Origin of the sequence: Bradyrhizobium sp. SZCCHNS3016 (genome assembly GCF_032484535.1) — a bacterium.
In the GTDB taxonomy this organism is placed as follows: domain Bacteria; phylum Pseudomonadota; class Alphaproteobacteria; order Rhizobiales; family Xanthobacteraceae; genus Bradyrhizobium.
Genome location: NZ_JAUETE010000002.1, coordinates 60,989 through 87,576 on the forward strand (window position 1 = coordinate 60,989; position 26,588 = coordinate 87,576).

23 protein-coding genes are annotated in these 26,588 nt (G+C 67.8%); 10 read left to right on the forward strand and 13 right to left on the reverse strand.

The genetic code is table 11. The annotated features are described in order from the left end of the window. Window positions 1-87 precede the first annotated feature (87 nt). Window positions 88-1,638 (reverse strand): winged helix-turn-helix domain-containing protein, encoded by a 1,551-nt coding sequence (locus QW881_RS04555; RefSeq protein WP_315756096.1) that lies wholly within the window; start codon window positions 1,636-1,638, stop codon window positions 88-90. A 155-nt stretch (window positions 1,639-1,793) separates the two neighbouring features. Here QW881_RS04555 and QW881_RS04560 point away from each other — a divergent pair, with 155 nt between their 5' ends. After that, the gene (locus QW881_RS04560; RefSeq protein WP_316158327.1) at window positions 1,794-2,843 is read left to right on the forward strand and encodes an alpha/beta hydrolase; all 1,050 of its coding nucleotides are present in this window, start codon (window positions 1,794-1,796) and stop codon (window positions 2,841-2,843) included. 11 nt (window positions 2,844-2,854) lie between these two features. Here the strand turns inward: QW881_RS04560 and QW881_RS04565 are convergent, their stop codons facing one another. Next, window positions 2,855-3,427: a GNAT family N-acetyltransferase gene (locus tag QW881_RS04565; RefSeq protein WP_315755922.1), complete on the reverse strand. Its 573-nt coding sequence runs from the start codon at window positions 3,425-3,427 to the stop codon at window positions 2,855-2,857. Window positions 3,428-3,751: 324 nt separating this feature from the next. On the opposite strand from QW881_RS04565, the gene QW881_RS04570 reads away from it, so the two are divergent. After that, window positions 3,752-5,263, forward strand: coding sequence for a hypothetical protein (locus tag QW881_RS04570; RefSeq protein ID WP_315755923.1), 1,512 nt, complete (start codon window positions 3,752-3,754; stop codon window positions 5,261-5,263). Beyond that, window positions 5,260-6,756, forward strand: a complete 1,497-nt coding sequence (locus QW881_RS04575) for a hypothetical protein (RefSeq protein ID WP_315755924.1) — start codon at window positions 5,260-5,262, stop codon at window positions 6,754-6,756. Before QW881_RS04570 ends, QW881_RS04575 begins: the two co-directional genes overlap by 4 nt. Before the next feature lie 6 nt (window positions 6,757-6,762). Here the strand turns inward: QW881_RS04575 and QW881_RS04580 are convergent, their stop codons facing one another. Then, entirely contained in the window at window positions 6,763-8,022 is a 1,260-nt protein-coding gene (locus QW881_RS04580; RefSeq protein WP_315755925.1) for an Hsp70 family protein, read from the reverse strand. A 75-nt stretch (window positions 8,023-8,097) separates the two neighbouring features. Here QW881_RS04580 and QW881_RS04585 point away from each other — a divergent pair, with 75 nt between their 5' ends. Further along, entirely contained in the window at window positions 8,098-8,769 is a 672-nt protein-coding gene (locus tag QW881_RS04585) for a WG repeat-containing protein (protein WP_315755926.1), read from the forward strand. A gap of 120 nt (window positions 8,770-8,889) precedes the next feature. On the opposite strand, the gene prfH is transcribed toward QW881_RS04585, so the two are convergent. From prfH to QW881_RS04605, 4 genes are all read right to left on the reverse strand, one after another. Next, window positions 8,890-9,513 carry a peptide chain release factor H gene (prfH, locus tag QW881_RS04590; RefSeq protein ID WP_315755927.1) on the reverse strand — a complete coding sequence of 208 codons (624 nt, stop codon included), beginning with the start codon at window positions 9,511-9,513 and terminating at the stop codon, window positions 8,890-8,892. After that, complete coding sequence (locus QW881_RS04595; protein ID WP_315755928.1) at window positions 9,510-10,649, reverse strand: RNA ligase RtcB family protein; 1,140 nt, start codon at window positions 10,647-10,649, stop codon at window positions 9,510-9,512. The genes prfH and QW881_RS04595 overlap by 4 nt, the downstream gene beginning before the upstream one ends. A 448-nt stretch (window positions 10,650-11,097) precedes the next feature. Further along, window positions 11,098-11,550 (reverse strand): hypothetical protein, encoded by a 453-nt coding sequence (locus tag QW881_RS04600; RefSeq protein ID WP_315755929.1) that lies wholly within the window; start codon window positions 11,548-11,550, stop codon window positions 11,098-11,100. Between the two features lie 175 nt (window positions 11,551-11,725). Next, complete coding sequence (locus QW881_RS04605; RefSeq protein WP_315755930.1) at window positions 11,726-12,709, reverse strand: phosphotransferase enzyme family protein; 984 nt, start codon at window positions 12,707-12,709, stop codon at window positions 11,726-11,728. Between the two features lie 863 nt (window positions 12,710-13,572). Here QW881_RS04605 and QW881_RS04610 point away from each other — a divergent pair. Both QW881_RS04610 and QW881_RS04615 read left to right on the forward strand, forming a co-directional pair. Further along, a complete protein-coding gene (locus tag QW881_RS04610; RefSeq protein ID WP_315755931.1) occupies window positions 13,573-14,784 on the forward strand; it encodes an APC family permease in 1,212 nt (403 codons plus the stop codon). A gap of 88 nt (window positions 14,785-14,872) precedes the next feature. Continuing rightward, on the forward strand, window positions 14,873-16,162 hold the full coding sequence (locus QW881_RS04615; RefSeq protein WP_315755932.1) for an MgtC/SapB family protein: 1,290 nt from the start codon (window positions 14,873-14,875) through the stop codon (window positions 16,160-16,162). Window positions 16,163-16,182: 20 nt separating this feature from the next. Here QW881_RS04615 and QW881_RS04620 read toward each other — a convergent pair whose 3' ends face one another. From QW881_RS04620 to QW881_RS04640, 5 genes are all read right to left on the reverse strand, one after another. Further along, window positions 16,183-18,144 (reverse strand): putative bifunctional diguanylate cyclase/phosphodiesterase, encoded by a 1,962-nt coding sequence (locus QW881_RS04620; protein ID WP_315755933.1) that lies wholly within the window; start codon window positions 18,142-18,144, stop codon window positions 16,183-16,185. Between the two features lie 273 nt (window positions 18,145-18,417). Further along, window positions 18,418-18,975, reverse strand: a complete 558-nt coding sequence (locus QW881_RS04625; protein WP_009025578.1) for an HNH endonuclease — start codon at window positions 18,973-18,975, stop codon at window positions 18,418-18,420. Window positions 18,976-19,208: 233 nt separating this feature from the next. After that, window positions 19,209-20,180, reverse strand: coding sequence for a peptidyl-alpha-hydroxyglycine alpha-amidating lyase family protein (locus QW881_RS04630; protein ID WP_315755934.1), 972 nt, complete (start codon window positions 20,178-20,180; stop codon window positions 19,209-19,211). A 75-nt stretch (window positions 20,181-20,255) separates the two neighbouring features. Further along, the gene (locus QW881_RS04635; protein WP_315755935.1) at window positions 20,256-21,347 is read right to left on the reverse strand and encodes a DUF2855 family protein; all 1,092 of its coding nucleotides are present in this window, start codon (window positions 21,345-21,347) and stop codon (window positions 20,256-20,258) included. A gap of 109 nt (window positions 21,348-21,456) precedes the next feature. Continuing rightward, window positions 21,457-22,110, reverse strand: a complete 654-nt coding sequence (locus QW881_RS04640; protein ID WP_315755936.1) for a DNA-3-methyladenine glycosylase 2 family protein — start codon at window positions 22,108-22,110, stop codon at window positions 21,457-21,459. A 123-nt stretch (window positions 22,111-22,233) separates the two neighbouring features. Between QW881_RS04640 and gluQRS the strand changes: the two genes are divergently transcribed. Together gluQRS and QW881_RS04650 are read left to right on the forward strand one after the other, a co-directional pair. After that, window positions 22,234-23,103 (forward strand): tRNA glutamyl-Q(34) synthetase GluQRS, encoded by an 870-nt coding sequence (gene gluQRS / locus QW881_RS04645; protein WP_315755937.1) that lies wholly within the window; start codon window positions 22,234-22,236, stop codon window positions 23,101-23,103. A 558-nt stretch (window positions 23,104-23,661) separates the two neighbouring features. Next, window positions 23,662-24,816: an ATP-binding protein gene (locus QW881_RS04650; RefSeq protein WP_409998979.1), complete on the forward strand. Its 1,155-nt coding sequence runs from the start codon at window positions 23,662-23,664 to the stop codon at window positions 24,814-24,816. Here the strand turns inward: QW881_RS04650 and QW881_RS04655 are convergent. Next, window positions 24,743-25,636: a YihY/virulence factor BrkB family protein gene (locus QW881_RS04655; protein ID WP_315755938.1), complete on the reverse strand. Its 894-nt coding sequence runs from the start codon at window positions 25,634-25,636 to the stop codon at window positions 24,743-24,745. The two genes, QW881_RS04650 and QW881_RS04655, sit on opposite strands and share 74 nt — an antisense overlap. Before the next feature lie 131 nt (window positions 25,637-25,767). On the opposite strand from QW881_RS04655, the gene QW881_RS04660 reads away from it, so the two are divergent. Continuing rightward, window positions 25,768-25,962, forward strand: coding sequence for a twin transmembrane helix small protein (locus tag QW881_RS04660; RefSeq protein ID WP_015664263.1), 195 nt, complete (start codon window positions 25,768-25,770; stop codon window positions 25,960-25,962). 44 nt (window positions 25,963-26,006) lie between these two features. Continuing rightward, entirely contained in the window at window positions 26,007-26,579 is a 573-nt protein-coding gene (locus QW881_RS04665) for a cob(I)yrinic acid a,c-diamide adenosyltransferase (RefSeq protein ID WP_315755939.1), read from the forward strand. Window positions 26,580-26,588: the final 9 nt, after the last annotated feature.

Below are 26,588 nucleotides of genomic sequence, written 5' to 3' on the forward strand. Positions count from 1 at the left end.
TGTGAACGAGGTCCAGCCAAGTTTCGCAACTTTGCCGTTCATGTCGAAAATTTCAGTTGCAGCAGGGTCCGCTGCACGCGAACGGGATCACGGCGGCACCCCGGCTGCGCGCAGCGCCTCCGCATAGGTTGTGGCGAGCATTCCGGCCGGAAACGGGATCCGTTCGAGGAACCCGGACACGGTGAGATCCGGTTCGAGGCTCAGAAGCTGACGCGCGACCTCGCCAGCGCGCGACATCTCACCGGTCCCGACCAGGGCCACGATCAGGACGCGGAGCGCCACGGCGAAACGGCGGTTCTGCGCCAGCGCGATCTCGGCCCATCGAATGGCACCTGCGAGATCGTCCTCCGCCACCGCGCAGATCGCCAGCGCTCCGGCTGCGAACCAGCCCCGTGGATCGCGCGGGTTCAGCCGCCGAGCCCGTTCGATCATCGCTCGGCCCGCAGCCGTGTGTCCGGCCATGATCTCGATCCACCCGCTCAAGGTCAGCGCCATGGCCGAGTTGGGGTTGATGGCGAGCGAGCGGCGGAACAGCTCGCGTGCCGGGGCGATGTCGTCGGCCATGTTCCAGATCGCGAAGGCCGCCATCCACAGCACCTGCGCGTCGCTGGGCGCACGCTCGCACGCCTGCCACGCCCGCGCGACGGCGGCCGTGCGATAGGTCTCGTCCGGCGCGCTCCAGCCCTGGAAATGGCGCAGCGCCTGACAATAGGCCCAAGCCGCCATCGCGGGCGCGCAGGCGGGATCGATCGCCAGCGCCTGGTCCAGACACGCGATCGCCGCCGCGAGGCTGTCGGGCGCGAAGGCGTCGCGCAGGCTGGCGGCGCGCAGCAGCAGATCATAGGCGTCCGGATGCAGCGGCGGTGTGGCGCGGCGCCGCTCGCCTTCCGCCAGCTCGAGCGTCGGCTCGATCGCCGCCACGATGCTTTCGGTGATGCGGTCCTGCAGCGCGAACACATCGTCCAGCTGGCCGTCGAAGCGCTCCGCCCACAGATGTGCGCCGGATGCCGCATCGATCAGCTGTCCGTTGATGCGCAGGCGGGACCCTGCGCGGCGCACGCTGCCTTCGAGAACGTAGCCGACGCCGAGCTCGCGTCCGACCGCACGGATATCGACGGCCTTGCCCTTGTAGATGAAGGAGGAGTTGCGGGCGATCACGGCGAGGCCGCTACAGCGGGACAGCGCGGTGATGATGTCCTCGGCCATCCCGTCGGCGAAATAGTCCTGCTCCGGATCGCCGCTCATGTTGGTGAACGGCAGCACCGCGATGGCGGGGCCGTCGAAGGCTTGCGCGGCCGAAACCGCCGCCGGCGTCTGCACTGCGTCCGCCTGCTCATGGACTTCCCCGACGAAGCGGACGCCCTTGCGCGGAATGGTGCGGATCAGGCGCTGCGCCTCGCCGCTGTCGCCGATCGCGCTCCGCGCGGCGCTGATGCGGCTCGCCAGCGTCGCCTCGGAGACGATGCGGCCGCCCCACACCTCGGCGAGGATGTCGTCGCGGCTGATGACGCGGTCGCGCGTCCTGATCAGGAACGCGAGCAGGTCGAACACCTGCGGTTCCATCGCAACCAGGTCGTCGCCGCGGCGCAGCTCGCGGCGGCCGGGATCGAGCACGAAATCGTCGAAGCAATACACCACATGCACCGCCCTGGCCGCCGCGGCAGCCGGTTTCACCCTCGCGTCACGCGATCCGCAAAATCAAGCCGGCCTCAAGGAAAAATCAATGCCTCCTCCAAGCGCCGCGCGGATGCATGGCGCACAAGAACCGCACATCGGAACCAGGAGCCTCCGCCATGCCGACCGTTCTTTACCCCGACCGCCGCCGTTTCCTCACCCTTGCCGGAACCGCCGTTGCGGCCTTTCAACTCGGCTCCAGCGCTGGGCAGGCGCAGAGCTTCAAGGCGGCGACGAAGCTGCCGGCGATCCGGCCGGGGGCGGCGACGTCGCTCGGACCGATCAAGCAGGTCAAGGCCGGCGAGATCAGCATCGGCTATGCCGAGACAGGTCCGGCCGACGGCCCCGTCGTCATCCTGCTGCACGGCTGGCCGTACGACATCCACAGCTTCGCCGACGTCGCGCCGGCGCTGGCCGCGTCCGGCCATCGCGTCATCATTCCGCATCTGCGCGGCTACGGCACGACGCGGCTGCTGTCGCCGACCGCGTTGCGCAGCGGCCAGCCGGTCGCCGTCGCCGCCGACATCGTCGCGCTGATGGACGCGCTCGCGATCAGGACCGCGACCCTCGCCGGCTATGACTGGGGCGCGCGCACCGCCAACATCATCGCGGCGCTGTGGCCGGAGCGATGCAGGGCGATGGTCTCGGTCAGTGGCTATCTGATCGGCAGCCAGCAGGCCGGCCGCATGCCGCTGCCGCCGGCCGCCGAGCTGCAATGGTGGTACCAGTTCTACTTCGCGACCGAGCGCGGCCGCGAGGGCTACGACAAGAACCGGCGCGACTTCGCCAGGCTGATCTGGCAGACGGCCTCGCCGAAATGGGCGTTCGACGACGCCACATTCGCGCGCAGCGCCGCCGCCTTCGACAATCCTGATCACGTCGACATCGTCGTGCACAACTATCGCTGGCGGCTCGGCCTCGCGCAGGGCGAGGCGAAATACGATGCGCTGGAGGCGAAGCTCGCGACCTTTCCTGACATCACCGTGCCCACCATCACGATGGAGGGCGATGCCAACGGCGCGCCGCATCCGGCGCCCGAAGCCTATGCCAGGAAGTTCACCGGCCGCTACGAGCACCGGCTGATCACCGGCGGCATCGGCCACAACTTGCCGCAGGAGGCGCCGCAAGCGTTTGCGCAGGCGGTGCTCGACGTGACGGCGAGCGCGTAGCGCCGACGATCTCAGGCGGGAGCGCGTTGCTTCCCTTGACGTTGCAGCCACGTCTCCCGCCGCACGATCCATTGCTCGGAGCAGGTCTCGCCATTGTGGTGCGCGACCTCGATGAAGCCGACGAACTCGGCGCCGGTCTTCTGCTTGACTCGCCGTGACGCGACATTGGTCGCGACGTTGCAGACGGTGAACTGATCGAGGCCGAGCGGACCGAAGGCGAAGTCGTTCACGGCGGCGATCGCCTCGCTCATCAGTCCCCGATTCCAATAGCGCTCGGCGAGCCAGAAGCCGCGATGGCCCTTCACCGACTTCATGCGCGGCCGGAAGTGAATGTTGCCGATGGCCTCGCCGTCACCGTCGCGCAGCACCAGCACCCATTGATAAAGCTCCTCGCCGGCTGCGATCCTGTCGAGCTGCAGCCTGACGAAGGTCTCGGCGCCGTCGGGAGGATAGGGCCACGGCACGACGGCCGCGAGGTTGCGGATCACGTTCCAGTTGTCGAACTGACGCTGGATCGCCGGCGCATCGGCGAGGGCCAGCGGCCGCAGGATCAGACGGGCGGTATGCAACGTGGGCGTGAGCATGACGCCATGCTGTCGTTTACCAAGCTCGTTTGCAAGCCGGGGTTGCTACGCCGTCCAACTCGCATGTCATTGATAATTCGCATCGCGCTCCGCCATTAAGGTTGCCAGGAACTTTCACGCCCGGACTGGAGCCCGATACTTCCACAACGTTGCATTGCAGTGCATGACTTGAGCACACGCAGCCTGCACGAATGCAGCGCGCGTACAACCGTCGCAGGAAACTGCGCCGGCTCGGGCTCAGGGTTGCGCCCGAACGTCAACCATTCGCCTGCCGCGAGATCATCACGCAGATCTTGGGCTGGCGCGATTCGGGGTGTCGTGGACATGAAGCGCAAAGCGGCGGATCGTCAGTTACGTCGTCTGCGGGCGGAGCAGAGCTTCGATCCGCGCGCATGGCGCGATCGGCAGCTCGGCCGGGCCGTGCCGTTCTATGGCTCGGAGCTGTTCCAGCTCGGCTGCCCGCCGCTGGCGTCGTTCATCGCCGCGTTCCTCGGCTGCTTGATGACCCTGCATCTGAGTGCAGCCGGGCTGTCGCCGCTGATTGCCTCGGCGGCGGCGGCTTTGCTGCTGTGCTCCTCGCTGATCCTGACACGGACCGCGGATCTGGTGCCGAGCACGTTCTTCTCGTCGGCCTATGGCGGCAGCTTCGTCGGCATGACTCCCGTGGCGCTGTTGAACGCCAGCGTCATTCGCGCCGGCCTGCCGCTCGACGCCGCCTTCGTTCTGCTCTCGCTGTTCTGCGGACTGATGTTCTGTCTGGGCTGCGCGCTCGACATGTGGCTGCGCGGCGGGCTCGCGCGCGGTTATGGCGGACGACTGGGCGCGCTGGCGGCGGTCGCTTCGTTCCTGTTCGTCGGTCTGGCGCCGCTGCTCGGCGCCGAGGGCGAGCTGTTTCCGATCGCGCGTCGCGGCGCCCTGGAGCAGGGGCTCGGCGGCATCGCGCTCACCTTCGCGTTGTGCTCGGTCGGCATGCTGGCGACGATGGCCGCCTTGCGCTGGGCGCCCGTGGCAGGGTCACGCCGCGCGGTGCGCATCTTCGTTGCGGCGACCGTGGCCTTTGCCGGCCTCGTGGTGCTGCAGCTCCTGCCCAGCGACGCCCCCGATCTCGACGCCTATTCCGCCGGTTGCTTCGTCGGCATGTCGTCGTCGCGGCGGCTGCGCAGCCTGCTGCAGGCGATGGCCGCGGCGGTGCTGCTGACGGCTCTGCTGATCCTCACCGGTCCCATCCTGCCGAGCGTCGGCGGCAGCCTCGGATACATCGCCTTCGTCTCGGTCATCTTCGTGGATGCTGCGGTCCGGCTGTTCGTCGAGGCAGGGGAATCGCCGTGGCAGACCGCCCTCGCCTGGACGCGGGGGCTCGTCGCCACACTCGCTATCTTCGCGGTGCTGCTCTCCAGCGAGCTGATGTTTCAGCGGCCGGTGGCGGAGCCCAACGGTTCGTTCGTGAACGCGGACGGGGCCGCTGCGCCGGCGCGGACCACGATGCCCTTACGTGACGAGGATCGGCGCGACGGCATGGTGCCCGGCGAGCCGGCCTCGGCCGCTGCCACAGCGCCGGATCTGCCGCTTCAGATCCTGGATCCGCAGGGCGCCAATCCGCTCGCCGCGCGGCCCCCGAGTGAGCCGGCCCAGCAGTCCGCGTCGCCGGCCTCCGCAGGCCCGTCCCGGCGGATCGCTCGCGACGGTCAGGCCGCGGGGGTCCTAGCTGCGCCGCTGAAGCGCCACCAGACGCGGGTGGTGCCGCACGCGACGGCGCGACCGCGCATCGTGGCCCGCCATGAGGTGCAGCCCGCGCCGGAGTGGCGGCCGGACCCGTCGACGTTGGCGGGGCCGTGACAGCGGACCGCGATGGCGCGCTCGACCAGTCGTCCGAGCCCGGCTCTCGCCGCTGGCCGCGCCGGTTGCTGAATGTCGTGCCGCTGGCCTCGTTCGCCGGCGCCTTTCTCGGCTGTCTGGCGACGCTGCACCTGAGCACGTCGGGTCTGCCCCCGGCGCTCGCGTCGGTCACCGCCACCCTGCTGCTCTGCGCCGGCCTGATCACGGCAAGAACCAGAGATCTGTTGCCGACGACCTTCTCCTCCTCGGTCTATGGCGGCAGCTTCAGCGGGATGACGCCGATCGTTGCGTTGAGCGAGAGCGTGGCGCGGTCGGGGCTTCCGATCGACAGGTCCTTCCTGCTGCTGTCGCTGTTCTGCGGCCTCGTGTTCTGCAGTGTCTGCGCGCTCGAAATGCGGCTGCGCGTCGTGCTGTTGCGCGGCTATGGCGGGCGCTTCGGCGCGCTCGCGGCGATCGGCTCGTTTCTGTTCCTCAGTCTCGCGCCGCTGCTCGGCGCCGATGGCGTGCCGTTGCGCGTCGCCAGCCTTCAGGGCTTCGATAAGGGTCTCAATCATTCGGTGCTCATGCTGGCGCTGTGCGGCGTCGGAATGGTCGCAACGATGTTCGCGCTGAGGCTGCCGCAGGTCGCGGCCGCAGGGCGGCCGGCGCGCATCTTCGTCTCGGCAGCGCTCGCCTGTGCCGGTCTCGTCGTCCTGCAGCAGCTCGTGCCGGACGATGCCCGCCTGTCCGACGCGTATTTTGCCGGTTGTTTCGTCGGCATGTCGTCGCCGCAGCGTTTGCACGGCGTGGTCCAGCCGCTGGTCGCCGCGGTGGCGCTGACCGCGTTGCTGGTCCAGGCGGCGGCGGTCCTGCCCAGCGTCGGCGGCAGCCTCGGCTTCGCGGCCTTTGTCGCGGTGGTCGGCGTCGATGCCGGGCGCCGGATGATCAGCAGCGCCGCGCTGCCGCGCGAGCGTCCTGCGCTGATCTCGCTCGGCAGAAGCCTCGCCGCCGCACTCGCGATTGCGGGCGTGCTGCTGCCGAATGACATGTTCCAGTCGGGGCCGGTCGAGGAGACCACGGGATCGATCGTGCGAGCGGAGACACCGTCTCAAGCTGCGCCCGCCGTTCAGGCCGAGCCTGTTGCGGCCGAGCCGGCCGCGGCGGCAGTCCTAGTCGAAATGCCCGCCGATGCGCCGCCGGCCGCCGAGACGACATCCGACATGGTCCGTCCGGTCGCTCCGCCGGTGTCGAGCGAGCCGCCGCGGCGGCGCCGCGCCAGCCGGCCCGCGGTCGTTGCTCCGCAATCGCGTCCGATCGATCCCGAACCCTGGCGCATCATTCGTGACGGAGAATGGGCGGGTGCTGTGACAACGACGACCAGCCTTCCGCCGGCTCGTGCCAAGCGCAGCCAGGCTCGCGCTCCCGGATCGGCGCCGGCTCCGCCGCGCGCCGCACCACGGCCGCGGACACTCCGGGTGCAGGACCCACAGCCCTCGGCGTCGGAACCGCGCTGAGCGGGCTCAGCCGAACTTGCGCTGCGCGTCGAGCGCGAGCCCGATGCCGACGCTGCCGAGCAGGTCGGTCTCCGCGATGCGCGCCGCCGGAAACAGCGCCAGGATCGCCTGACGCAGCGCCGGCACCATGCTCGAGCCGCCGGTGAGGAAGATGGTATTGATGGAAGCGGCCCCGACGCCGGCATCGTCGAGCAGCTTCGTCACGGTGCCGACGACGCGTTCGACGGAATCGGCGATGGCGCGGTCGAAATCCTTGCGCGTGAAGCGGATGCGTGCCCAGTCGTCCTTCTCCGACAGCACCGAGGTCAGCGACTTCGCCGCGGTCAGCGCGATCTTGGCCTGCTCGACGCCGATCGCAAGCGTATGGCCGCGATGCTCCTCCACCACCTTGATGAAGCGGTCGACCAGATCGCGCCGCTCGGCCTCGTAGCGGATCTGGCGCAGCTCGCCGATGACGCCCCTCTTGTAGAGCTGGTTGATGCGGTGCCAGGTGGCGAGCTCGTGATAATAGGCCGTCGGCAGCTCGCGCTTGCCGTCGACGGTCCGGCTGCCATAGCCGAGATGCGGCATCACGCTCTTCAGGCTGAGAAGCCGGTCGAAATCGGTGCCGCCGATGTGGATGCCGCCATTGGCGAGGATGTCGTCCTCGCGCTGCGCCTTGCTGCGCCGCTCGGGCGAGACGCGCACGATCGAGAAGTCCGAGGTGCCGCCGCCGATGTCGACGATCAGCACCAGCTCCTCGCGGGCGACCTGCTGCTCGTAGTCGAGCGCGGCGGCGATCGGCTCGTATTGGAACGCGATGTGCTTGAAACCCTGGTCGCGCGCGATGCCCTCCAGCGCGCCCTGCGCCTCCGCGTCGGCCGCATCATCCTTGTCGACGAAGCGGACGGGACGCCCGAGCACGACCTGATTGATCTCCCTGCCGAGCCGCGTCTCGATCTGCGTCTTCAGATGCGCGAAGAAGAAGCCGAGGATGCCGGCAAACGGCACCGCCTTCTGCCGGATATAGGTCTTCTCGTGAATCAGCGCGGTGCCGAGGATGCTCTTCAGCGCGCGCATGAAGCGGCCGTCGTGGCCGGTCAGATAGCGCTCGATCGCGCTGCGCCCGAACTGGGTGCCGTGATCCTCGAAATCGAAGAACATCGCACTCGGCAAGGTCCGCTGCTCGCCCTCCAGGGGGATGAGCTCTGCGGAGGCGGAATTGCTGAGGCCGACCGTGGTGTTCGAAGTGCCGAAGTCGATGCCACAATGGGCCGCTGCCGCCATGCTCGTCTCGTTTCCGTCCGGGGGGGCGGACCGCTTAGCCGTTTCGCACCGCAATGTCATGTGCGAATGTGAGGCATGACCGGCATGAAGATTCCCCACATGGCGCATGACTCCTCCGTCGCGCAGCGCAACCGGCCTCTGACGAGAGCACTGGCCGCGCTCCTGACCTTCGCAGCCTCGTTCGCGACCGGCGCGTTTCCGGCAGTCGCATCGGACAACGGGGATCATGGCCGGATGGCGTCCTATGATTGCTGGGAGCCGGGATCGACCGTCAAGGGCTGCGCGGCGGCAGGTGAGGATGGGCAGCTCCATCTCACTCCCTCCTTCCGGGCTGGTCTGCAATTTGACCGCAATGGACTGGCTGATGTCCTCGTGCTCGGAAGGTCGAAGGGCGAAGCAGGCCGCTGGTTCTACGTGAATCGGGATGGTGTCATGGCCGCGGTGATGGCCTACGACAACGGCGCGGAAGAGTTTACGGAGGGGCGTGCCCGGTCGCCGGTGGGCGCGAAGATCGGATACATCGATCCATCGTTGAGGCTCGTGATCCCCGCGATCTATGACGGCGCCTATCCATTCGAGAAGGGCGTCGCCGTCGTTTGCCTCGGGTGTTCGCTCGTATCGGAAGGCGAGCACAGCTGGTTCGAAGGCGGGACCTGGGGATGCATCGGCTCTGACGGGAAGACGGTTGCTCCCTTCAAGCCGCGCGAGCAGCTGCAGACTTTTGCCGAGGTCTGCCGGGCGCCTTGATAGCTCCCGCAGCCCTCGGCGCGGTGCTGACCAAAGACCGGCGCCGCGCGCGTGGAACGGGTTCTTCGCAGAGCGAGGATCTCGCAGCCAGCAGCGTCCCTGCCCCCGGCCGTCCGATGATCATCCCGCTGGCCTGAACGCCGGTCCCTCGAAGCGCAGCCCGGCTGCGCCGCGTTCGACGCGGTCATGCGCCGCGTGAATGAGGCGCGCCTCGCCGGCGTCGGCCAGGCGCGCGCGGCCGTCCAGCAATGCGGCGAGACGCGCGAGCGCCAGCGCCTTGTTGCGATGCTGGGAGCGGCCGTCGCGCGCGATCGCGGCCAGCCCCGTCGGCACGTGAACCGCGCGCACCGCGCTCTCGGTCTTGTTCTGGTGCTGGCCGCCGGGCCCGCCGGCGCGAAAGCTCTCGAACCGGACGTCGGTGGCCGCCAACGCCGCCACCTGCTCCGACAAGGGCAGATCGACGATGCCGACGAACCAGTTCTTGCGGCCGTGATGCGGCCGCAGCGGACTGCGGCACACCCAGAGCAGCGAGCCCTGCGTCCAGCGCCGCGCGAGGTCGGACGCCGTCGGCCCGTCCAGCACGACGATCGCGCTGGCCGGGCCATGCCGGTCGGTCTGCTCTCGCGCGATCGCGCATTCGCAGTCCGCCGCCTCGGCCTCGTCGGCGAGCCGCTGCAGCGCATGCGCGACCGCGATCCGGCATTCGGCCGGACCGCGTCCCGATGTGAGGAGGAGCCGTCTCATCGGCGGTCCTCCTTCTGCCGCCGCTCGGTGGCGATCTTCTTCACCGTCACCAGCGGGCGGAAGCTGGCGACGACGCGCGCCAGCCCGAATGCTTCGAGATCGGCGATCACGCCGGCGATCGGCTTGTAGGCTTCCGGCGCCTCCTCGGCGAGCAGCGCGCGGTCCTCGCAGATCACGCGGCCGCCGAACGGATTGCGCGCGAGACGCTCGCGATCCGATCGCGTGGCGCCGACACGGCCGATCATCGAGCTCCGGTCGAACTTGCGACCGGCGCCATGCGCGATCGACCACAACGCCTCCTTTGGCGCTGACGCGAGCGGCGCGACCAGATAGGACAGCGCGCCGCGCGAGCCCGGCACGACGACGAGCCCCTGGTCGGACGGCGCCGCCCCCTTTCGGTGCAACACGTCGTCTGCACGATGCTCGATGCAATTGTGCGAGCACGCACAGACCGGATCGGCCTCGCAGCGCAGGGCCGTCGCGGCCCGCTGCGCAATCACCTGCCGGTTCAGCGACGCCCAGCGCAGCGCGTGGTCATGCGCTGCCAGATAGGCGTGGCCAGCCTCACTGTCCGGCGCGAGTGGCTTGAGACCCTCCGCAACGTGCCGTTCGAGCAGCGCGTGGCCAAGGCCGCGCGAGCCCGAATGCACCAGCAGATGAGCGCGGTCGCGATCGATACCGCAGGACGGATCGAACACCTCCTCGACCGCCTGCAGCTCACAGAAGTGATTGCCGCCGCCGATCGTGCCGAGCGACGCATCGAAGTCGGACGGCGCAAGCTGATGAGCTGCGAGCTCGCTCACGATGTCGCCGTCATAGGGTGTGGCGACGTCGCGCAGCCGGTCGGCCGCCTTGTCGACGCGGATCCGGCGCGAAGCGAGGTCGAGCGCGAACAGCGCCATGCCGCAGCCCGCATCGGAGCCGACGAAGGCCGGATGGATGTGGTCGGCGAGAATGGCGCAGCCGACGGGACCGAACTTGCCGGGATGCAGATCCGGCATGCCGGCGACAGCACGCACGCCACAGATGTCAGCCACCGTTTCGAGCTGGCGTGCAGCGGCGCCCTCGATCCAGGAGCTGGACGAGTAGAAGCCGTGGACCGGCGCACGGCCGTCCACGCGATGGGAATTGCCCATGTAAATACCTTGGAGAAAGATAGGGAGAACTGGTCAGGGACGATCAGCGCGCGCGGACGCACGCATGCCAGACCAAGCCTCGCCTCACGCGAGGATCAGTCCTGGCGGCTCCTGGCGGAGCAACGGATGATCGCAGTCATCGTCTCTCTCCTGTGCGGCGGAGCGGAATGCTCGACGCCGGAGCGCGTAGTAATCACATCCCGATCATATTGGCAATGTGCATCATTCAACCGATGTCCCGCTGTGACGTACAGGACACGGATGCCCCGTCGTTTTCGAGCAGCTCGCTTTCTCTCCGTCATTGCGAGGAGCGCAGCGACGAAGCAATCCAGGGCCCCGCGCACCACACTGGATTCTTCGCTGCGCTCGCACAGAATGGGCGGCATCGAAGATGGACAACGGCGCATCTGCCCGCAGCCGGCAGATCCAGGCACGTGCATCCTCGCGATCAGAACAGCGCGAGGAAATCGCCAAGGAAATAGATGATGGCCACCACGATCAGCGCGCCCATCAGCAAGAAGGAGAGCTGCACGGCGATCGCGCAGCCGCCCAGGGTCGTCGCCATCGCCGCGACGTGCCGCTCCTCGCGACGCAACTGACCCACGACGCCGAGAATGATCGCAAGCAACCCGAGCGAGACCGCGGCCACCGGCAATTGCTGGTGCAGGCGGTCGGTCCAGGACGTCTCGCGCACCGGCGCCTGGTAGTCGGCGCCCTTGATGCGCGCCATCAGGCGCTCCTTTACGCGATGTCCGACATCGACGATGACCTTGTCGATCGGCGGCGGCGGATCGATCACCGGCAGCACCCAATGCGGCAGAACCGCCGCGGCCAGAGCAACAAGCCCGATCACGCAACCGATGATGCCCAGCCGGCGTGACTGAACGATCGTGTCTGTCATGGCTCAAAATCTCCGATGCGGGCGTGCTGCGTCTGCTTCGGTCGCGGCGGAAGGATCGCGAAACGTTAATCTCGTCATCGTCGCCGCGGAAGGGACCGAACCCTGCAAGCCTGAACGCCGGATCATGCGTCGGCCGCCGGAGCTCTCCGGTTCAATCCCTCCGATCCGCCCAAGCTCATAGCAAGCGCGTCGCAAGCTGCTGCGCCTCCCAGCCTTCAAGAAATTCCCGCTGCTGCGTGACCCAGCGGACATTCTCGCTACCCCATTCGCGCGAACGGCTGGCCTGCTCGCCCATCAGCCAGAAGTGCCTGACGATCACGAAGGCATGCGCGGCCTCGAAATCAGCGGCCGAGATCGGGCGGACCGAGCGGTAGCCGTCGACGAAGGCGTGCCACGCCGCATGAAAGCGCCGGCCGAACGACAGCTTGGCCCACAGGAACACGGCCATGTCATAGGCCAGATAGCCGGGACCGCCGTCGTCGAAGTCGAAGAACACGGCCTCGCCGCTGGGGCCGATGCGCGCATTGAAGCCGTGGCAGTCGCCGTGACAATGCGTCCATGTCAGGCTCTCCATCGCCTCGATCCGTGCGGCGGTTCGCTCCGCGACGTCCTGGAGAAAGCCGCCATCATCGGCATCGATCAGACTGCAGAGCCGTTGAACGCGCGCGAGCGGCCGGTGCAGCAGATGGTCGAGGTCCAGAAGATAGAGCGGCGCTTCGGGCCGATAGGACATCGCCGCCGCGTGCACTCGGGCAAGCGTCACGCCGTTGGCGCGCGCGTCGCTCTGCGATGCGACCTCCGGGGTGCGTCCCTCGATGGCGTGAAACAGCACGCCTTCGCGGCGGCCTTCCGCCGCCTCGCCGCGTACGAACAGCGCGCCGTCGCGCGCCGGAACCGCCGCGGCCACCGGCACGCCGCAGCGCGCGAGATGTGCGAGGAAGTCGGTCTCGGTGCGGACATCGGCCGGGCCGCGGGCGCGGTGATGCGACAGACGGAAGACGTAGCGTGCGCCCGTTGCGGATGTAATCAGATAGACGTCGTTGAAGCCGCGGTTCATCAGGCGGCACGCGAGCGGCTCTGATAGCGCGTAGTGTGTTGCCACGAAGCGGCCCACGCTCTCGGCGCCGGTCGTGGTGTAGATCGGCTCGAAGTCGGGCACGTCGCGTGTTCCGGATTGTGGAGACGATGGCATCCTAAGCTGCTGCCGTCCGCGGTGAAAGGCGGGACGGGCACGAGCAATCCATCGCATTGGCGTAGGCAGGTTGTACCGGGCTGCCCGTCGGGCAAATCGATCGAGGTGGCGAGCGCAATCTGCCGCTGATGTCCAGCCCGCCTGCGGAAAATATTCTTGTTTCGTTTTTTCGGAAATCATGCTTATCTCCCGCGCATCCCGCCTCATGCAGAGAGGGGCGTACGCGTCGTCACGATACGCGGGGGCGGGGAGTGGTGGCCGTCGCGAGGTCGGGCGCGTTCGCGCGCAAGACGACTGATGTCGTGGCGGACGGTCAAGCCGTGTGGTCCTGGCGCCCCGAAGCTGGCGCCAAGCTTGCGATCACGTTCGTGCGTGGTTGCGAGCGACGGGGGCAAACAAGCCGGTCCCCGGGGAGAGCGCGGAGCAGCCGTGAAAACCATCGCGCAGGGAAGGCCGGGTCGCTCCGGCTGAACCTGTGGTTCCTGCCCCGTGCATTTTCTCCGCACGGGGGCCACGGGCCTCGGCCGAGGCTCGGTCTTCCCTGCGCCCTCTCGTTTCGAGAGGAGATCGATCAGCACAGCTCGGGCCCATCGCGCCGCGAGAGTGCGAAGTCATGTCTCGACGCGGCGCATCTCAAGTTGGCCGATGGCCGTGAAGGCGAACGCGCCTCGCGAAGAAGGCCCGGCAGCCGAATGCCGCAGCAGCCGGCCGCGGGCGCGCCCTCCGGATTGACCGGGATCAAGAGCGCTCGCGCTTGCTCCCTTAAGCCCCTACAACTCTGTTGTTCGTTGTGATCAAGAATGGACGTCGTGGTGCCGCAAGATCCAATCGTGCCTCCATCTGGCTTGCGGCGGCGGCTCGGACTGCCGCTGCTGGTCCTCTATGGCACGGGCGTAACCGTCGGAGCCGGCATCTACGTCCTGATCGGCGCGGTCGCCGGTCATGCGGGAGTCCATTCCTCCTGGGCCTTTGCGCTGGCGGCGTTCGTGATGGCGTTCACCGCCGCCTCCTATGCCGAGCTTGCGACCCGCTATCCTGTGAGTGCCGGCGAAGCCGCCTATGCCCGCGCGGCCTTCAAGTCGCGGCTGTTGTCGACGGCGGTCGGCTCGCTGCGGCTCGCCACCGGCATCATTGCGGCGGCCGCGGTGACGCTCGGCGGCGCCGGCTACATCCGGCAGCTGATCGATCTGCCGACGCCGTTGATCGCGATGGCAATCGTGGTCGCGCTCGGCATGGTCGCGTCCTGGGGCATTCTCGAATCGGTGATGCTCGCCGGACTGCTGACCTTGATCGAGACCGGCGGACTGGTGTGGATCGTCGTCTCGGCCGTTCACTCCGGCGTCGCGTTCGGCCCTGCCTTGCTGGCGCCGCCGCCGCTCGATCTCGGCGTTCTCTCAGGCATCACCTTCGCCGGCCTGCTCGCATTCTTCGCCTTCGTCGGCTTCGAGGACCTCGCCAACGTCGTGGAGGAGGCCAAGAGCCCGCAGCGAAACATTCCGTGGGCGATGGCGCTCACGCTGCTGATCACCACCGTGCTGTATGTGCTGATTGCAGCGATCGCGGTGACCGCCGTGCCGCCGGGCACGCTGTCGGCCTCGTCCGCGCCGCTCAGCCTGGTGTTCAATGCCGTAGCGGGCATCAGTCCGGCGACCTTCAATGCGATCGCGATCGTGTCCACGCTCAACACCATTCTCGCCCAGATGACGATGACGGCCCGCGTCGTCTATGGCATGGCGGGGCAGGGCGACCTGCCGCGCATCGCCGGCCGCGTCGATCCCCGCACCGGAACGCCGCTGATCGCAACCGGGCTCGTCATGCTGGCGGTCGCGGTCCTCGCGCTGGCCTTCCCGCTGGAGCGGCTGGCGGAAGGCACCTCGCTCGCGACGCTGACGATCTTTGCCATCGTCAACCTGTGCCTGCTCCGTATTCGCATCCGGCGCATCGGATCGGATGGTCCGCATGTCCGGGTGCCGCTATGGATTCCCGCACTCGGTCTCATCACATGCATGCTGATGATCGTCAGCGCATTCGTCGCGCCTTGAGCGTACCGATGGGAACCCTCGTGCCGAAGTATCGCGTTTCCCGATGTCCCCCGGCGCTGGCCTGGCGGTGTGATGCAGGACCGTGTCGATGCCGGATGTCATGAGCCTCAGTCCCGAGATCATCGCGATCGTCGTTGCGCTCGGCATCGGACTGCTGATCGGCCTCGAGCGCGAACGCCGCAAGGGCGAGGGGCCCGGACGCTCGCCCGCCGGCTTGCGGACCTTTGCCGTGGCGTCGCTTGCCGGTGCGATCGGCATGCTGATCGGCGGCAAGGTGCTGCTGGCCGTCGTCGCGGCTGGAATCATGGTCCTCACCGCGATCGCCTATTGGCGTTCGCACAGCGACGATCCGGGACTGACGTCGGAGGCGGCGCTGATCCTGACCGTCCTGCTCGGCGGTCTCGCCACCGAGCAACCGGCTCTGGCGGCGGGCGTCGCCGTCGTGCTGGCGGTGCTGTTGGCGGCCCGGCCGGTGCTGCACGACTTCGTCCGTTCGGTGCTCAGCGAGAGCGAGCTCAAGGACGGCCTGATCTTTGCCTCGGCCACGCTGGTCGTGCTGCCCCTGCTTCCCGATCAGCCGATCGGTCCGTACGGCGCGCTCAATCTGCGCGGCATCTGGACGCTCGTCGTCCTGATGATGGCGATCGGTGCCGCCGGACATGTCTCGATGCGTCTGCTCGGCGCACGCGGCGGGCTCGCCGTATCCGGCTTCGCCTCGGGCTTCGTCTCCAGCACGGCCACGATCGGCGCGATGGGCGCGCGGGCGTGCAAGGCGCCGGAGCTCGGCGGTGCCGCGGCTGCGGGCGCGACATTGTCGACCGTCGCGACCATCGCTCAGCTCGCCGCGGTGCTGGCCGTCACCAGCCTGCCGGCGCTGCAGGCGCTGCTGGTTCCGCTGCTATGTGCCGGCGCGGCGGCGGCGATCTACGGTGCGATCTTCACGATCGTCGGCTTGCGGCAGAGCGGCTCCGCCGATCTGCCGCTCGGACGCGCCTTCAGCCTGCCGGGCGCGCTGTTGCTGGCGCTGACGATCTCTGCGGTGCTCGTGCTCTCGGCCGCGTTGCGCGAGGCGTTCGGCGAAGCCGGCCTGGTGGCGAGCGCTGCCGTCGCCGGTCTCGTCGATACCCATGCGCCGGCGGTGGCCGCGGCTGCGCTCGCCGCATCGGGCAAGATCGGCGCCGCCGATGCCGTGGCTCCGGTGCTCACGGCGCTGTCGGCGAACACGATCAGCAAGATCGTGGTGGCGTGGACCAGCGGCGGGTCGTCCTTCGCCCTGCGCCTCGTCCCCGGACTCGTCCTCGTCATCGCCGCCGCGTGGGCCGGCGCCTTCGGACCGAGCCTTGCCCATGGTCTTGCCGATGTGCTGCTCCATCCGTGAGCGCGACGTCCGCGCCGCACCTACGCGCTTCGCGGCAAGCGCTCGATCGCGGCAGCAGCACCGCTGCGATGCTGGACGAGCCACGCGATGGCGTCGTCCTCCTTCATCGGCTTGCCATACAGCCAGCCCTGTCCGTAGGAGCAGCCGAGCATGCGAAGGCACTCGGCGTCCGCCTCGCTCTCGACGCCCTCGGCGATCATGCGGTGGCCGAGCGGCAGCGCCACCGCGGTGATGGCGGCGACGAGCTGCTGATCCCGTCGATTGGTGGCGATGCCGTGGATGAAGGAGCGGTCGACCTTGATGGTGTCGATCTCGACCGCCATCAGGTTGGCAATCGAGGAATGGCCGACGCCGAAATCGTCGATCGCAAGACCAAAGCCGTATTGGTCGATCAGCTTCAATTCGTCGGCGCAGCGCTTGGGATCGAACATCGCCTCTTCGGTCACCTCGATCTCGATCCGGTGGGGATCGACGCCGTAGCGCTCGGAGACGGTCTTGAGGGTCTGCGCCGGCGAGTGAAGCGGGAATTCCCGCGGCGAGACGTTGATCGATACCCGGATGCCGTGCGCCTTCTTGCGGTCGAGCGCGCGCAGGAACGCGCAGACGCGCTCGCCCACGAACTCCGTGAGCTGGCCGGACAGGCGCAATCGGATCGCCGCGGACACGATGTCCGGCGGTGGGATCAGTCCGGCGCTCGGGTGCTTCCAGCGCAGCAGCGCCTCGAAGCCGATGACCTCCTGCGTGGCCATCGCGACCTGGGGCTGGAATTCGACGTGCAGCTCGCGGCGGGCCAGCGCGGCGGGGAGCTCCGCATCGAGCCGGCGCTGCAGCGTCAGCTCGGACTGCATCTTGGCGTCGAACACGCGCATGCAGGCGCGACCGTCGTCCTTGGCGCGATAGAGCGCGACGTCGGCGCGGGCGGAGAGCTCTTCCAGATCGATCGAGCCTTCCGCATGCGCCGCGATGCCGATCGAGCAGCTGACGGGCAGCAACTGGCCCGCGATCGCGAGCGGCTGCGTGAGGGCGGCCATCAGCCATTCGGCGAGTGCGACGGATCGGCTTGCGACATCGTCACCCTGCATGACGACCACGAACTCGTCGCCGCCCAGGCGAACCGGCAGATCGTCGGCGTGGCAGGCGGACTGCAGCAGGGTGGCCACTGCCTGGATGACCCGGTCGCCGGCGTCGTGGCCGCGCGTATCGTTGATGGTCTTGAAGTTGTCGACGTCGATCAGGAGGAATGCGACCCCACGTCCGGAACGGCACGCCGCGGCGGCCACGATGCGGAAGTGACTGCGATTGGCGAGCCCGGTGAGCGAGTCCGTGCGAACCAGGCGCTCCAGGGCGTGGTTGGCCTCGGCGACGGATTCCGCCAGCACCGTCGCCTCGATGGCGGTATTCTGGCTCGCAATGAAGTTGCGCTCGCCGAGCCGCGATGCGCGGAACAGCATGAAGGTCAGGAATGCGACGTCGACCGCAACGATGTAGTCGACATCGCTGCCCGAGATCAGCATCCGCAACACGGTCGAGCCCATCAGCGGCGCGCCGAAGGCGATCGCCATCGGCGAATAAGCAAGACTCTGGATGATGGCGCCGGTGGTGGTGCCGGCCATGATGAAGACGACGTCGTTGACGTTGTGCGCGCGGGAGAAGGCCGGCAGTGCGAGCGGGACGATCGCCCACAGCACGCCGCTGGCGAAAGCCATGATGGTGAGATTGCGCAGCACGCGCTGTGGATCGCGCTCGATCCGTCCGGACGTCTTCAGGTACGACACCCACCCAGCGCGGAGCGCGGCGAAGGCGATGGCGGCCGCCAGCCACCAGAAGATCAGCGTGCCCCCCTCTCTGAGATACAGCAACAGCGCCAGCGACGTTGCGATCGCCACATTGGCGAACAGCGTCAGGGAAATGTTCTGCAGCGAGCTCGCTGCCTGGGCTTTCGCGAGCGCCGCCGCTTTGCACTCGGTGATTGCGGTCTGCATGCGCGGAACGGACGGCCCTGCTGAATCGGTGACGGAAGCGGGCAGCCATGGCGGCGCCCAACGCGGCGACGCAGGAGCATGCTGAACAGGGGCCTAAGGTGGGGTTAATCCAGCCCATTATACCGCCGGACGGCCGAGCCATTCGGCGAGCCGTCTGGCCGATCGAGCCGGTGGTCGTCGACGTCGGACATCGATCACCCCCAGCCGGCACGCCCGTGCGAGCGCTTCCGCCATTTCACAGAGGTCCAACGACGACGACAAAGCGCCGATCCGCTACGGATCGAGCTCGGTGTCCCAATAGAGATAGTCGAGCCAGCTGTCGTGCAGGTAGTTCGGCGGAAACAGCCGGCCGTTGCGATGGAGCTGGTGGACGGTCGGCGCGTAGGGCGCCTGCTTGGGGAACATCTTGGCCTGCTGCGGGGTCAGATTGCCCTTCTTCAGATTGCAGGGCGAGCAGGCGGCGACGACGTTTTCCCAGGTGGTCTGGCCACCCTTGCTGCGGGGAATGACGTGGTCGAAGGTCAGGTCGTCGCCGGAGTGGCAGTACTGGCAGGCGAAGCGGTCGCGGAGGAAGACGTTGAAGCGGGTGAAGGCCGGATGCGTCGTCGGCTTCACGAAGGATTTCAGCGAAACCACGCTGGGCAGCTGGATCTCGAAGGAGGGACTTCGGATCGCCCTGTCGTAGTACTCGACAATGTTGACGCGATCGAGGAACACCGCCTTGATCGCGTCTTGCCACGACCAGAGAGACAGTGGGTAATAACTCAGCGGCCGGAAGTCCGCGTTCAGCACCAACACCGGCCAACCGCCTTGCGAGACATGTGCGTTCAAGTAACGCTCCTGGCCTCCATAACGGCTGCGAAGCAGCATGCCCTCACATACTACATGCAGCGTGACGGGATTGTGAAGCCCCAAGAATGGCTTGACACATGGCTTGACACAGCTTCTCCCGCCCTTCCAGCTTCGGCCCAAAGCGCGTCAGAACCGTGGCAGAGGGTTAGGTCGCTGCACTGCAAATCAGTTGCATGTCTTCGGTTTGGGGAGAGGACCAGCCGGACCAAAAGTCAGCCCGGGACCCGCTCCAGCTTCTGCAGGCAGCGGGAGATCCTGACCTCGTCCGGCATCGGCTGGTCCGGGAAGCTCGTGCTCCAATTGGTGACGCCGACCTCGCCGACATAGATGTCGCCGCGACTGTCGATCGCGAGCCCGTGCGGCGCCAGGAAACGGCCGGTTTCCAGCCCCGGACCGTGTTCGCCGCCGAGCCGGGCCATGCGCCGGCCGGTGGCGTCGGTGATGGTCAGCCGCGGTCCGAGATTGGGGACGTTGAGGTTCACCGGCATGCCGGGGCCGAGCTCGCCAATGATGAAGGTCTTGCGCCCCGCGCCGCAGGCGCACGGCGCGCAGGGCCGGTGCAGATTGTTCCACTGCGTCTCGTAGCGGCCGTCGCCGTCGAAGATCTGGATGCGGTGGTTCTCGCGATCGGCGACGTAGACGAAGCCATCGGCATCGGTCGCGATGTTGTGAACGATGTTGAACTGGCCGGGATCCGAGCCTGGCTCGCCCCAGCTGCGGATCAATCTGCCGTCGGGCGTGTATTTGTGGACCCGCGCATTGCCATAGCCATCGGAGACGTAGATCTCGCCCGAGGGCGACAGCGCCGTGTGGGTGCAGCGGTTGAACGGCTCGCCGCTCATGAACGGGGTCGGGTGCTCCGGCAGGCCGATGGTCAGCAGCAACCTGCCGTCAGGAGTGCACTTGCGCACCGTGTGGTCGCCATCGTCGGTGCAGTACAGATTGTCGTCGCTGTCGATCGACAGGCCGTGGGCGCGGCTGAACAGGCCCTCGCCCCAGCTCTTGATGAAATTGCCGCCGCGGTCGAACACGATCATCGGATGGGCGCCGCGGTTGAAGGCGTAGACGCGGTCCTTGCTGTCAACGGCAACCGAGGCGACGTCGGTTAGCGCCCAGCCCTCGGGCAGCCTGGCCCAGTCCTTGACGATGCGATAGGTGAAATTGCCCGTTCCGAGAATGGACATCGCCTCGCCTCCCTGCCTCCGTGCAACCTCAGTCCTGGCAACGCTACACGGCTTTGGTCGCGGGTGAAAACCTGGCTACGTCGCCATCGTCAGCATGTGGCCCTGATGCGGCGGAATATGACCTTGCAAGGTGTCGAGATAGACGCGCTGCACGGCCTCCGGTCCGCGTCCTTCCGTGATCGTGAGCCAGCCGTCGAGCCGCGGAGCGAAGTCCCGCCACGCCGCGCCGAGCCGCGCCTCGATGCCGCCCGGTCCCCATTCCTTGGCGCGCTTCCTGATCTGGTCAGGCGCGAAGAACCAGGTGGGCCGGGCGCCGGAAAGCGTCTCGACATCATCGCTGCCGTCCTGATGCGTCAGGCCGATGCGGCCGGAATAGACGAGGTTGTCGCCGTAGTGTCGATGCAGCGCGGCGCGCAGACTGGCATTGCCGGCCATGTCGACGAAGGCCGCGCGCGACGTCGCGTCGAGCATGTCGACCGCATCGTAGGTCACGACTTCGTCATAGCAGCCGAGCGAGCGGACGAAGGCTGCATTCGATGGCGAGGTCAGCCCGATCACGCGGATGCCCTTGCGCAGCGTATGCAGGAGGTGGGCGAGTCCGAACGCGGTCTTGCTCGAGGCTGAGGACAGGATGACGGTTGTGGCGCCAAAATGAGCCTGTTCGGCGAGGAAGTCGTCGACCAGGAACGAGAGCATGAACAGCGGGCGCAGCAGGGCCTGATGATCGCCGTGCCGTCCGGCAAAGGCGGGATCGTCGCCGACCCGCGCATAGGCGTTGTAGACCGGCGCGACGCCCTGCCGGTGTGCGGCCGCGTCGCGCAGGCCGCGCTTGCCGACGTCGGCGGCCTCGATGACGAGATGCGTCGCCATCGGGAAGTAGCCGAACAGGCGCTCGCCTTCGGCGACGGCAGGATGGCGGGACGCGATCACGTCGCCGAAGCCCCACACGGGAATGATGCCGAAGCCGTCGGGCGCGGGAAACAGTTGCCAATATTTCAACTGCTCGCCGAGCAGCGCGTAGGTGATGTTGTTGGCGGTGAAGGCGAAGCGGTCGACCTTCACCAGCAGCGCCTCGGCAGGAAGCGCGTCGCCATCGGGAAGCTCGGTGACGATCGTCTTGCACTGCTGCAGATCGCTGCGTGCGACGATGAAATCGGACGATTGCATGATGAAGACCTCGGCCGTTCGTTTGCTGTGCGTCGTGGCGCGATCCTGGCCGACATCGATGACCGTTTTGCAACCCCAACTTTGTTTGAAACGGCGTTCGCCGGAGTTGTTAGTTCGCCGATGCGATGACGCCCTCGCGCTTCTTGAGCACGCGGTAATAGCTCCACCACAGATGCGCCGCCGCGCCGCGCAGCGGCCGCCAGCTTTCCGCGAGCGGCATCATCTGCTTGGCCGTTGGCCGCGTCGCCAGGCCCAGCCCGACCTTGACCGCCTCCTGCACGGCGAGGTCGCCGGCCGGCCAGGCATCGCCATGGCCGAGGCAGAACAGCAGGTAGACGTCGGCGGTCCACGGTCCGATGCCGGGCAGGGCGGTCAAGGCGGCGTGGGCGGCATCGGCGTCCTCATTGGCGAGTACGTCGAGATTGAGCCGCCCGGCGCCAAGCTCGCGCGCGATGTGCTTCAGCGTCTTGATCTTGGCCGCAGAGAGACCGAGCCGTCCCAGCCGGTCGGCGCGGGCGCGGCGGATGGCGTCGGCATCGAACGGATCGAACGCCGCCTGCAGCCGGCCCCAGATCGCGGCCGCGCTCGCGGTCGACAGCTGCTGGCCGCAGACGATATGGGCGATCCCCGCGAAGCCCGGCTCGCGCCGCCGCAGCGCCGGCATGCCGGCGGCGGCGAGGATCGGCGCCAGCCGCACGTCCTGCTTCACCAGGTCGCGGATCGCATCCTCGAGGATGTCCTGGCTATCGAGGTGAAGGGTCATCTCAGTGCGACCTTTTCCATTGTCATGCGCGGGCTTGACCCGCGTATCCATCTCGGATCGAACGAGCCCGCGAAGAATGATCGTCGGACCACGCCAGCTCAAGTCCGGCAAGGACGAGATGACATGCCACCCGTTTTCCGATTCGCCCCCAGCCCGAACGGCTATCTGCATCTCGGCCACGCCTATTCGGCGCTGTTGAACTTCCAATGCGCGCAGCAGAGCGGCGGCCGCTTGCTGCTGCGCATCGAGGACATCGACCCGACCCGCTGCCGCCCCGAGTTCGAGCAGGCGATCTATGAGGATCTCGCCTGGCTCGGCATCGCCTGGGAGCGGCCGGTGCGGCGGCAATCGGAGCACCTCGCCGAGTACGGCGCTGCGCTGGAGCGGCTGCAGGGCATGGGGCTGGTCTATCCGAGCTTCGAGAGCCGGGCCGAGGTCGCGCGGATGGTCGCGCAACGGGATGCAGAGGGGAGGTGGCCGCGCGATCCGGATGGCGCGCCGCTCTATCCGGGGACCGCGACCTCGCTCTCCGGAGCGCGCCGTGCGGCACTGATGGCCGGCGGCGCGCCCTATGCCTTGCGGCTCGACATGGCCGCCGCGGTCGCGCGCGCGGGCCGGGCGGCCTGGGACGAGCACGGCGCCGGGCCTTCGGGCGAGAGTGGCAGGGTCGAAGCAAGGCCGGAGGCCTGGGGGGATGTGGTCTTGGCGCGCAAGGAGACGCCGACCAGCTATCACCTCTCCGTCGTGATCGACGACGCCCTGCAGGGGGTGACGGAGGTGGTGCGTGGACAGGACCTGTTTCATGCCACGAGCGTCCACCGGCTGCTGCAGGTCCTGCTCGGCCTGCCGGCCCCGGCCTATTGGCATCACCAACTGATTCGCGACGCGCAGGGCCACAAGCTGTCCAAGTCCACCCAGGCGACGGGATTGCGCGCCTTGCGCGCGGAAGGCGTCTCGCCGACGGAAATCCGACACAGGATCGGCATGGTCTAGCCGTGTCCTGTCCGCAGCCCTGATATCTCCGAATGTTTCCGGCGGGGACAACCTCCGGGGCATCGTGACACCCGGAAACGACCGTGCCATGCTGCTCAATGGCGCGGGTAATCGGGAGCTTCAATCGAAAGCGGCACGACGAGACATGACAGTACAAGTGCCCCTTCGTTTTTCGGAGTTCATGTCACAGGGGCCATGATGAAGCGCGTTCGGAAGATGAGTACGGGGCGTCGGGCCCGACCGGCCAAGCCGGCTGCGCCCAGGCCCGCCGGCGCGTCCAGAGCGCCCGCTGAAAAGGCGTCCTCCAGGACGACATCCGTGAGGATGCCGTCGTCCGCAGCACAAACGCCGAAGACACAACCGCCGAAGACCAAGGCCGCGAAGGCGGCGCCGGCCAAGGAGCGCGCCAAGGCGCGACCGCTCAAGAAGCACGTTCCTCAGGTCACGGCGATGGCGGGGAGCCGGCGAAGCGCGGCCAAGTCCGGAGTGAGGAAGCCCGAAGCCGCGAAGTCTGTGCCCAGGGCTGCCGCCGGATCACCAGGGGTCGTCGAAGCCGCGCTGGCGGTGTTCGCTCATGAGGTGCGCACGCCGCTGACAGGCATTCTCGCCATCAGCGACCTGCTTGCCACCTCCGAGCTCGGCGAGCGCGAGCGGCGCTGGGTCGATACGATCAAGGCCGGCGCGGAGCATCTGTCGAGCCTCGCCACCCTGTTCGTCGATGCCGCCAAGGACGAAACCGCCGGCGCGCTGCTGCGTGAGGATCTGTTCGATCTGCGCGTGCTGGCGCGGGCCGCCGGAGACTCGCTGTCGGGCCGCGCCGCCGCCAAGGGGCTGGATGTCAAGGTCCACGTCTCCGACGACTTGCCGGGACTCGTGTTCGGCGATCCCGTGCGGCTGCGCGCTGCGCTGGAGAACCTGATCGACAATGCGGTGAAGTTCACCGAGCAGGGCGGCGTCGCGCTGGAGGTCGTTCCCGCACGTCGCGGCGGTCGCGGCAAGCCGAGCACGGGCGCAGGCCGAGGCGCGAACAGGGGCCGCGCCGCGATCGCCTTCCACGTCTCGGATTCGGGCATCGGCCTGACCCTGAAGGAGATCAAGCGGCTGTTCCGCCCGTTCAGCCAAGCCAATGTCTCGATCGCCTCGCGCTTCGGCGGCGCCGGCCTCGGCCTGTCCTCGGTCCGGCAACTGGCGCGCGCGATGGGGGGCGATGTCGCCGTGGCGCCGCATGAAGGCGGCGGCACGACCTTCACGTTGACCGTGACGCTGACCGTTGCGGCCGCGCCGCACACCGCGGCGGGCGGATCGGAGAATGGCGCGACCCTGGCGCCGACAAGGTCGTTGCGCATCCTCGGGGTCGAGGACAATCCGTTCGGCCGCGTGGTGCTCAACACCATCCTCAACGAGCTCGGCCACCAGGCCGAGTTCATCGGCCGTGGCGAGGCGGCGCCGGAGCGGATCGCGGCCGGCAATTACGATGCGGTGCTGATGGACATGGTGCTGCCCGGCATCAACGGCGTCGAGGCGATTGCTCGCATTCGCAAGCTGGACGCGCCCCACGGGACTATCCCGATCATCGGCGTGTCCGGGCGCGGCGAGGACGAGGCGGCCTCGCGCGCTGCCGGCGCGGACGCGTTCCTGCTCAAGCCCGTTTCGCCGCGGGCTCTAGCGACTGCGCTTCTTGGAGCGACACGCCGCGCGGCAGCCGCGACTTGATGATCGAGGCGTTCAACTCACCGCCATACACGAAAATCGCGGCGATGAAATACAGGAACACCAGCGCGATGATCACCGACGCGAGCCCCGCATACATCGTGACGTAGTTGTAGGCGAAGCGCGCCAGATACTGGCCGAACACGATGCCCGACACCAGCGAGGCGACGAAGGTGAAGACGATGCCGGGCACGATCTGCATGAAGCTGCGCCGGCCCGCCGGCAGCCAGGCGTGCAGGATGAACAGCGCGACGATCAGCGCGCTGATGGTGATGCCGTAGCGCGACAGGTTGACGAAGCGCTCGTTGGCTTCGACCGCCAGCGGCAAATAGCGCCGGGCTGTGGCCAGCATCAGCGGGCCGAGCACGATCAGGAACGACATCGCCAGCGCCGTGAACGCGGCGACCAGAGTATAGCCGATCGATTCCAGCCGCAGCCAGTACCAGCGGCGCTGCTCGATCACGCCATAGGCGCGGTTGAGCGCGACCCGCAGCGCCTCGACGCCATTCGAGGCGAAGTAGACCGCGAGCACGGCGCCGATGGTCAGCGCATCGGTCCGGGTCGTGGTCAGCACGTCGTGGATCTCGCCGGTCAGCGCATCCGCCACCTGCGCCGGCCAGGTCTCGAGCATCAGGGTGGCGGCCTGGTCGGCCAGGTCCTTGGAGCCGAGAAAGCCGGCGAGCGAGGTCAGGACGATCAGGAACGGAAACAGCGCCATCAGGGTCGACAGCGCGATATGGCTGGCGATCGCCCAGCCGTCGTCGGCGAGGAAGGTGTAGAACGCGTCCATGACGACGTGGAAGATGTAGCGAAGCGCCTTCACCTGTCCCTGCACTCCGCAAAGGAAACTTGGTTTGTACAATCCGATATTACGGGTCCAAAAGCCAGAAGTTGCAGCGCCGGCCGCGCGGATCCGCCATGGCGCTCTTGCGTCTGCGGTGTTATCTAGCCCCGATGGCTTCACTTCTCGGTAAATTCATCCTTCCCATCGCCGTCGGCGCGGTCGCCCTGGTGCTGTTTCTCGGCCTCGTCAACATGACGCGCGGCGGCTCGCCGAACCTGTCGCAGAAGCTGATGCGCTGGCGGGTGATCCTGCAGTTCGTCGCGGTCGTCATTGCCATGGCGGCGATCTGGGCGATGGGGCGCTGAGACCGAGACGCCGAGGCGTCGAGAAACGGACGTTGAGAAGCAGCATGGTGGTCCTGAATCGCATCTACACGCGGACCGGTGACGACGGCACGACCGCGCTCGGCAATGGCGAGCGCCGTCCCAAGTACGATCTGCGCGTCTCCGCCTATGGAACCGTCGACGAGACCAACGCTGCGATCGGCGTGGTCCGGCTGCATCTGGCCGATGCGCCCGAGATCGATGCGATGCTCGGCCTGATCCAGAACGATCTGTTCGACCTCGGCGCCGATCTGGCCGTGCCGCAGCGCGAGGGCAAGGCGGAGCGGCTGCGCGTCGTCGCCAGCCAGGTCGACCGCCTGGAGCGTGACATCGATACGCTGAATGATCGGCTCTCGCCGCTGACGTCGTTCGTGCTGCCCGGGGGAACCGCGGCGGCGGCGCATCTGCATGTCGCGCGTACCATTTGCCGCAGGGCGGAACGGATCATGACGGAGCTCGCCGGCAAGCCCGACGAGCCGGTCAGCGAGGCCGCCATTCGTTATATGAACCGGTTGTCGGATTTCCTGTTCGTGGCCAGCCGGGCCGCGAACCGGAACGGCGCCGGCGACGTGTTGTGGGTGCCCGGGCAAAACCGTTAACCCGGCGGC

Bases quoted from the DNA above. Each gene is read 5' to 3' on its own strand.
- QW881_RS04640 (WP_315755936.1), bottom strand. From the start codon at position 22,110: ATGACCCTTCACCTCGATAGCCAGGACATCCTCGAGGATGCGATCCGC.
- QW881_RS04630 (WP_315755934.1), bottom strand. From the start codon at position 20,180: ATGTCCATTCTCGGAACGGGCAATTTCACCTATCGCATCGTCAAGGAC.
- QW881_RS04570 (WP_315755923.1), top strand. From the start codon at position 3,752: ATGAAGCGCAAAGCGGCGGATCGTCAGTTACGTCGTCTGCGGGCGGAG.
- gluQRS (WP_315755937.1), top strand. From the start codon at position 22,234: ATGCCACCCGTTTTCCGATTCGCCCCCAGCCCGAACGGCTATCTGCAT.
- QW881_RS04615 (WP_315755932.1), top strand. From the start codon at position 14,873: ATGCCGGATGTCATGAGCCTCAGTCCCGAGATCATCGCGATCGTCGTT.
- QW881_RS04600 (WP_315755929.1), bottom strand. From the start codon at position 11,550: ATGACAGACACGATCGTTCAGTCACGCCGGCTGGGCATCATCGGTTGC.
- QW881_RS04560 (WP_316158327.1), top strand. From the start codon at position 1,794: ATGCCGACCGTTCTTTACCCCGACCGCCGCCGTTTCCTCACCCTTGCC.
- QW881_RS04665 (WP_315755939.1), top strand. From the start codon at position 26,007: ATGGTGGTCCTGAATCGCATCTACACGCGGACCGGTGACGACGGCACG.
- QW881_RS04635 (WP_315755935.1), bottom strand. From the start codon at position 21,347: ATGCAATCGTCCGATTTCATCGTCGCACGCAGCGATCTGCAGCAGTGC.
- QW881_RS04620 (WP_315755933.1), bottom strand. From the start codon at position 18,144: ATGCAGACCGCAATCACCGAGTGCAAAGCGGCGGCGCTCGCGAAAGCC.
- prfH (WP_315755927.1), bottom strand. From the start codon at position 9,513: ATGAGACGGCTCCTCCTCACATCGGGACGCGGTCCGGCCGAATGCCGG.
- QW881_RS04660 (WP_015664263.1), top strand. From the start codon at position 25,768: ATGGCTTCACTTCTCGGTAAATTCATCCTTCCCATCGCCGTCGGCGCG.
- QW881_RS04565 (WP_315755922.1), bottom strand. From the start codon at position 3,427: ATGCTCACGCCCACGTTGCATACCGCCCGTCTGATCCTGCGGCCGCTG.
- QW881_RS04595 (WP_315755928.1), bottom strand. From the start codon at position 10,649: ATGGGCAATTCCCATCGCGTGGACGGCCGTGCGCCGGTCCACGGCTTC.
- QW881_RS04585 (WP_315755926.1), top strand. From the start codon at position 8,098: ATGACCGGCATGAAGATTCCCCACATGGCGCATGACTCCTCCGTCGCG.
- QW881_RS04580 (WP_315755925.1), bottom strand. From the start codon at position 8,022: ATGGCGGCAGCGGCCCATTGTGGCATCGACTTCGGCACTTCGAACACC.